General features: G+C 61.8%; 5 protein-coding genes, 1 tRNA gene and 1 pseudogene. 2 read left to right on the top strand and 5 right to left on the bottom strand.

Going from position 1 to position 6,000, the window contains the following annotated elements; translation table 11 throughout:
* Positions 1-445: 445 nt before the first annotated feature.
* Positions 446-1,669: a D-alanyl-D-alanine-carboxypeptidase/endopeptidase AmpH gene (gene ampH, locus AS156_RS23370; RefSeq protein ID WP_245313020.1), complete on the bottom strand. Its 1,224-nt coding sequence runs from the start codon at positions 1,667-1,669 to the stop codon at positions 446-448.
* A gap of 406 nt (positions 1,670-2,075) precedes the next feature.
* On the opposite strand from ampH, the gene AS156_RS23365 reads away from it, so the two are divergent.
* Together AS156_RS23365 and AS156_RS42315 are read left to right on the top strand one after the other, a co-directional pair.
* Positions 2,076-2,861 carry a bestrophin-like domain gene (locus tag AS156_RS23365; protein ID WP_160331134.1) on the top strand — a complete coding sequence of 262 codons (786 nt, stop codon included), beginning with the start codon at positions 2,076-2,078 and terminating at the stop codon, positions 2,859-2,861.
* A gap of 397 nt (positions 2,862-3,258) precedes the next feature.
* Positions 3,259-3,534: a hypothetical protein gene (locus tag AS156_RS42315; protein WP_136626395.1), complete on the top strand. Its 276-nt coding sequence runs from the start codon at positions 3,259-3,261 to the stop codon at positions 3,532-3,534.
* A gap of 625 nt (positions 3,535-4,159) precedes the next feature.
* Here the strand turns inward: AS156_RS42315 and AS156_RS23360 are convergent.
* From AS156_RS23360 to AS156_RS23350, 4 genes and pseudogenes are all read right to left on the bottom strand, one after another.
* Positions 4,160-4,390: a tautomerase family protein gene (locus tag AS156_RS23360; protein ID WP_066509125.1), complete on the bottom strand. Its 231-nt coding sequence runs from the start codon at positions 4,388-4,390 to the stop codon at positions 4,160-4,162.
* Between the two features lie 18 nt (positions 4,391-4,408).
* A complete protein-coding gene (locus tag AS156_RS44810) occupies positions 4,409-4,693 on the bottom strand; it encodes an MFS transporter (RefSeq protein ID WP_245313019.1) in 285 nt (94 codons plus the stop codon).
* A 224-nt stretch (positions 4,694-4,917) separates the two neighbouring features.
* Positions 4,918-5,075, bottom strand: a pseudogene (locus AS156_RS44805) (integrase); the annotation flags it as partial.
* A 462-nt stretch (positions 5,076-5,537) separates the two neighbouring features.
* Positions 5,538-5,612 (bottom strand) — tRNA-Glu (locus tag AS156_RS23350).
* Between the last annotated feature and the right edge of the window lie 388 nt (positions 5,613-6,000).

Raw genomic sequence — 6,000 nt, 5'->3', positions numbered from 1 at the left:
CCGTCGCTCCTGAGCCGTTGCCGCCACCACCGCCGCCGCCACCACCTCCCGTACCCGTGGCGATATCTGGAACGGCCCCCCCACCGCCCGCCGGGGAGGACCCGTTTGATTGATCTGTCGCCCCACCAGCGCCGCCCGCTCCCCCCGCTATTGAAGGCCGGGGAGAGATCGCCAACAGGGCGAGTGCCGTCGATGCCAGCAACAACCGCACGGCCGCAGAAGGAGCCCTCCGAAAGCCCGCAACCTGCGGCGCAATCGCGGCTCGGCTCGCATCCAAGCGCGGTAACACGCACGCCGGCCGGGGCATTGGCAGTGCCTGTGGCCGCGGTTGCACCCGACAGTCATGAGTCCGCTCTGTCATCTGCTTCCTCAAGGCACACCCTTGACCTGGGATTGATCACGTCCGACATGCCCGAAACTCGTGCGTTGCGGCACCCACACGGCGCTAGGGTCCCGCCGGGGCAAGCTCGGCGGCAAGCTGACGCACAGCCGTCCGCAACCCCTCGAACATCGCGAAATTCACCCGGCTTGCGGCCACGAATATCCCGAGCCTGCGGTTCGGCGAGAGCACGACGTATGTCATGAAGCCGCCGAGGCCCCCGCTTTTGCCGAGCAGGAGCGGCACGCCGTCGCGCGCCGGACTGACGATCCAGCCGAGCCCCATGCCTTCAGCTCCTGTGACCTCGACACCGACCAGCCGAGCGAGGCCGTCATGCGGTCGCCACATGGCGTGAGCGAGCGACAAGGCTGCGGCGGACTTTTCGTCGCGCGCAAGATGCCAGTGCATCCAGCGCACCATGTCGTCGGCGCTCGAATATACTCCGGCACTGGCGTACATGATCTCCGGCACTTCCCAGTTTGGATCTCGCTTGCCGAACGGATCGAGCCCCACCATCAGGCGCGGTCGCTGTGCGTCCGATAGACGTAGCGTGGTATCCGCGAGCCGAAGCGGTGCGATGAGCTTGTCCCGCAGCAAATCCGCGTAGGGTTTGCCTCCAGCCTTCGCCAGCGCTTCGCCGAGCAGGCCGTAGCCGAAATTTGAGTACATCGCAGTCGTGCCCGGCGCATAGGCGGGCGTGTTCTCGCCGATCCAGGCCCAATAGGTGTCGCGCTTGTATGCGAGGAACGGATTGCCGTCACCGTCTTTCACCGAGGGATCGCGGACCTCGCGCGGCAGGCCAGCCGAATGGGTCGCAAGGTCGAGCAGGCTGAACGGCTGACCGCCGAACGAGCGGACCGCGACGCCCGCCGGGGCATAACGCGACAGCGGATCGGTGAGGCCGACGCGCCCTTCGGCGGCCAGAGTCGCCAGGAGGTCGGTAGCGAAGACCTTGGAAACTGACCCCAGTCGGATGATCGATCGCCCGTCCGGTTCGACCTTATTGCCGGGAGCAGTTTCGCCGTAGCCTTGCACGACGCTGTCGTCGCCGCGCACGACGGCGAGCACGAGTCCCGGTGCGCCGGAATTGAGAAACATGGCGGTGCCCGTCATCGTCACCGCATCCCGCAGGGCGAGGTCCTCCGCCGCGGCTTGTCCCGAACACAAAGCCGCCACCGCGAGCATGGCAGTGCCGATGCTCACACGTCCGCGCAACAGCATCACCACCGCCCCCTGCCCCTCATCGCAGCGCCGTCCCGCGAAATCGGTACGACCTCCGCGATGATGCATCGCACACCGGCACCGTGCGCGACCGCGGAGCTCCGAACCCACATCGCCGTCGCATGAATCAATCGCAGGGGATCGTTAACTTTCGGGAAATCTTGACAGATACACGTGCAGCCGCGTGCCGATCCCGTTCAGGGACGCGAGGATGGCTTCGACCTCGACCGCAGTTACGAAGCCACGGATGCCACGGCGCTCGCATGTTTCCGGCCCGCATACGACATTTGGTACGAGAATCATCAAAACTCGCGTAAACTTGTATCAGATTTTCCCCAGGAGATGCCGTGTTGTCGGCTCGGCTTCGAACCATGTACGTGATGGTCGAAATCCGGACCGGCCGCCGGACCCCAGAGAATAGACGCCCCAAATCTCAGCCATGTTCATTTTCTTTCATCAATTGCCGCTGCCGCAAATGTTCGTCGCCGTCCTTCTCGTCAGCCTTTCGGTCTGCTGGCTGATCATCGGCGCGGTCCGAACGGTCGTCCGCCTCGCCGGGTTCGGACCGACCGAGATGCTGCCGATCCGCGATTCGATCATCGGAGCCTGCACCACGATCTTTGCCCTCATCGTAGCATTCTCCGCCGCCGGTATTTGGAACGACGGCCTCAATGCCCGCAACACGGTGCAACGAGAAGCGGACGCATTGGAGAACGCATCGGTGCTCGCCGCCGGCCTTCCCGCTGAGGTTCGGACCGCTATTCGGTCCGACATACGCGCCTACGCGACGAGCGTGATGACGACCGACTGGCCCGAAATGGCGAAAGGCGGCACTCTTGAGGATCCTGTATTCGGCCAGTCGGAGAACATTCTGGTCACGATGATCGAATTCCTCTCCCACCAGCCGCCCTCGCTCGACCAGCAGCCAATATTCTCTGCGCTCCTGAACCAGATCCTGGCGGCTCGCAATGCACGCATTGCACGCCTCGCCGCATCGAATTCCGGCATCACCTGGGCACAATGGATCGCGATGTTCATCATATCGACATCGGCGCTGACGGCGATCGCCATTTGCAATACGCATTCGCTACGCATGCAGGTGACGGCCACGCATCTATATGTGCTGGTAGCGTCCGCCGCTTACTTCGTGATCCTGGCACACGACCGGCCGTTCATCGGGTCGATCTCAATCAAACCAATTGCCTTTCAGAGTTTGATAGCGAGCGAGGCACGAGAGCCGAGCTCTGGCGAGAACAACTGACCAGATCACGCGCCGTTGAAATGGGTAGGGTCCAGCGGATGGAGCTTACGCGGGACCGCGCGCCGCTCGCCGCCACTCGAGCCGCCGGTGTCACCGCTGGGAATTTTGACATCGGCGGCCACACGAAAAAAAGCAGACCGAAATTGAATTCTGCGTCTCGCTGCGCGATGGATTCCGGGAATTGCGATCGGCCGGATGTACGTGGCGGGAGCGCTGGGAAAAGGCGATGGCGCCTTCGGTACAACAGGGTTACGCGTTCATCGATGCTGACGACGATCATCGTATCGTTTTGCGGCGCGGTGTGGCTTTTGTGCACTGATGTGCCACACTTTTACCTACGACGTGGATAGATGTATTTTTTCGCTTGGGCGTGGTGCGTGTTGGTGGGTGTTGGGGATTGCGCAAGGATAGAATTTCGCGGCTGACACCGGCGCAACAGCGCGCGCTTGAATCCGTTGAGATGGGGCTGGTTGTCCGCAAGTATCGCTCGCAGTTGGGTGGGATGCTCGAGTGCCCCGGTGTCAGACCAAAAGCGCTTTGGGACTTGTTGCGCGACGGATTTATTTGCGACGGCGTTGGAGATGACAATCATTGCATCATGGCATTGACGCCGACAGGACAACGCGAGCTAACCCTCTTCACACCGATGGCAAGCCAAGAGAACAGCTCCTGAGTGTCACTTACTTTTCGGCACCTCTGGCGAGCGCAACTCGCGATGCTGAAGTTTGCAAGGAGCAAGGCAAGTCCCGGTGACACGCCGCCAGCCGCTTCGATATCCTTCACGTACCACGAAAACAGCCATCCATCGACACATCGTCGAAGCCATTGGGACACGCCGCACGCAACCGATCGCAATTCGTCCCCCCTCTTCGTTGCCGGAAAAAGTCAGTCCCTCGTCGAAACATGCGCGCTTGGCGACAGGCTCGCAGTGTTTCCACTCTCCCCGGTCCCGCTCCGTAAAACTACGGTACCCCTTTTTTGTTGTGCCCCGTCAGGCGCTTAAGGAACCTCCGGAACCAGCATGTGCTAGCTATGGAACCTCGGGGCGCTGAGCTCCGACATAGGAAAACTTTGGCCCCAGCCGCGCGCTGGGGCCGCCTCTTTCGTACAAAACACAATCGGACAAGGGGTGGCGAGAAGTAGCGAGGCGCCATCGGCACTTCGATGATCCGGTAGAACGGCGAGACGGACGCACGCTCATCACGCTGTATGACGCGGAATGAACGCGGTCGACAAAATGGCGGCAAAGAAACGACGGCGACGTATCCCGCCCTGGGCGGCGATGGCGTTCATGACCGTCAACGCGGATCGTATCCGGGCTTCTTGTAGATGGATCGAGGTTTGGCGATGATGTCTGGCTTGTAGACCTGTTCGGTCCAATCCTTCGGCTGGATGTCCTCGATCGCGACGGATACGGACTCCTCTCCGGATCCGAGCGTGTCCATCACCGCTTTCGTCAGCGTCTCCGCCAAAGCGGTCTTCATCTGCTCGGATCTTCCGGAATGCATCTTCACGATGACGTGGGGCATTGGTCTTTCCTTTCGAGTCTAGAGTGGCTTCATGGCGGGGTGTCTCATCAGCCAGGCCGCGACGAGGACGGCGCAGAGAACGGTTACGGCGCTGGCGAGAAACACGACGTTCATCCTCGCTCCGGTCGCGATCAAGCCAGGCGCTGGACTGGCGAGACCCTGGGCCAGATCGAGGAACGCCGTGTAGGCGCCCATCGCGAGGCCTCGGCTCTGCGGCGGCACGCGGCGCACCGCTTCTACGCCGAAGCCGGGATAGACCAGCGAGAAGCCGAAGCCCGTGAGCGCGGATGCGACCAGCGCCATCGGGCCGAACCGCCAGCCAGATCAACGCCTGACCCGCCGCTTCGATCAACCCGCACACCAGGGCGACCTTCGCTCCGCCGATCGCATCTGGAACATGGCTGAAGAAAATCCGCGCCAGGATGAACGCCGTGGCGTAGGCCGAATAGGCCAGCCATCCGTTCGGCCATCCACGGACCGCGAACAGCAGCGCGACGAACGTGGTCACCGCGCCGAACCCGACGCTAGCCCGAGATCGTGTCCGCGGCCACGATGAGCGCGGTGTCAAGCGTACGAATGTATTTACTCGTCACCGAGCCCTTGGCACGGCCGACCATGCCGCGATCGTCACCTCGGTAAAACCGAGATCGTTGGCGATGCTCGCGAAGCTGTTACGCAGGACGTGGGAGTAATATCGGATATCATCGATCCGCAACCTCGATCGTCCGCTGATAATACGAAGTGCACCGCTACCCACCAATATTCGCAAAGCGCTTGACCACAGGACCAGCCTGCCGACTCGCGTTCGCGGATTGACTGGGCGAGAAAGGCCTGGGTTACGGCAGACCTCATTCTATGGGGAGCCTATGGGGAGCCGGTGTCCTACTGACCTTGCCCCTACGTCATCATTCCCGGCTGCATTTGACCAAGACCCATCATCCCGGATTGCATTGCGGACATCATCGCTATCATGCCCATGCGAGGCGCCGGGAGTTCTTCGGCCGTCTTCTTCTGTTCGTCGGAGAGAGTACCGACAAGGTTTGTCAGCGTCGATTTGATAGCGCCTGCGCCTTCAAGCCGTGCAGCCAGCCATTTCTCCTACCACGCAAAACGATCGACCAAGCCCTGCCTAAGTGCCGGAGATTGCTGGCGCTCCCTAGGGGAATCGAACCCCTGTTTCAGCCTTGAGAGGGCCGCGTCCTAACCGCTAGACGAAGGGAGCGTTGAGACGGAAGGCAATAGCCTTGAAATCGGCCTGCCGCAAGATGCCTTGTGCATTGCGGCGGGGGTTTTGTCAGCATGCTTTACGGTTCGAGGGGCGATTGCGGTGCGATTCGCCCCTCCGGCGGCCTTCCTGCCCCCTGTACCTCTGTTCGCACATCGCCTCGCGACGCTGCTTCCCCGATCGCAGCATGGTTGCATTGATGCGTTCGCGCACGTCATCGCCATGCGCGGCCCCGCTTTTGACAAACGGCAAATGCAAAACACCTGTCTGTGAAGTCACGCGGCGCCGACGTCTGATAGAATCGCGGCCTTCACCATGCTGCGCCGGGCAAGGCGCTTTCGAAGCGAGAGGAGTGCTTGGAACAAAGCGCGGGCACTGGCGCACG

The sequence above is a fragment of the Bradyrhizobium macuxiense genome (assembly GCF_001542415.1).
Taxonomy (GTDB): Bacteria; Pseudomonadota; Alphaproteobacteria; order Rhizobiales; family Xanthobacteraceae; genus Bradyrhizobium; species Bradyrhizobium macuxiense.
The sequence above is the reverse complement of the archived record's forward strand: the minus strand, read 5'-3'. Positions and strand labels throughout refer to the sequence as shown.